1 protein-coding gene is annotated in these 578 nt (G+C 47.4%); it reads right to left on the reverse strand.

Going from position 1 to position 578, the window contains the following annotated elements; all coding sequences use genetic code 11:
• Window positions 1-578 (reverse strand): IS256 family transposase (locus tag QVO51_RS00005; RefSeq protein WP_288167630.1); only part of this gene is annotated, 578 nt, incomplete at both ends.

Below are 578 nucleotides of genomic sequence, written 5' to 3' on the forward strand. Positions count from 1 at the left end.
TTCTTGTTTTTCTCTCCGACGTATTTCAGCGTATTTCTTACTTGATGAACGATACAGCGCTGAAGCTCAGTTTGCGGAAAGGCTGCTGATACGGCTTCCTTCATGCCTGTGAGACCGTCTGCGCAGATGACAAGAACATCCTTGACTCCGCGATTTTTCAGCTCGTTCAGAACGCCGAGCCAGTACTTGGCACTCTCGTTTTCACCGATATGTATTGAAAGAACTTCCTTGTGACCTGTCATGCTGACAGCCAGTATCACATATGCGGCAAGCTTCCTGATTTGTCCGTTATCGCGTACTGAGAAGTGTACTGCATCGATGAATACTATCGGATATACTTCGTCCAATGGACGTTTCTGCCAGTCCTCTATCTGCGGGAGAAGGCGGTCTGTGATATCTGATACCATACCGTCGCTGACTTCAAAGCCGTAGATATCCTCGATAGTTTCGCTTATCTGGCGTGTGGTCATGCCTTTAGCATACAGTGATATTATCTTTTGCTCAATGCCTGAGATATCCTTCTGACGCTTCTTTACGACCTTGGGCTCAAAACTGCCGTCACGATCCTGCGGTACTTC

This window comes from Ruminococcus sp. CAG:379 (genome assembly GCF_000434255.1).
GTDB lineage: Bacteria > Bacillota > Clostridia > Oscillospirales > Ruminococcaceae > Ruminococcus_F > Ruminococcus_F champanellensis.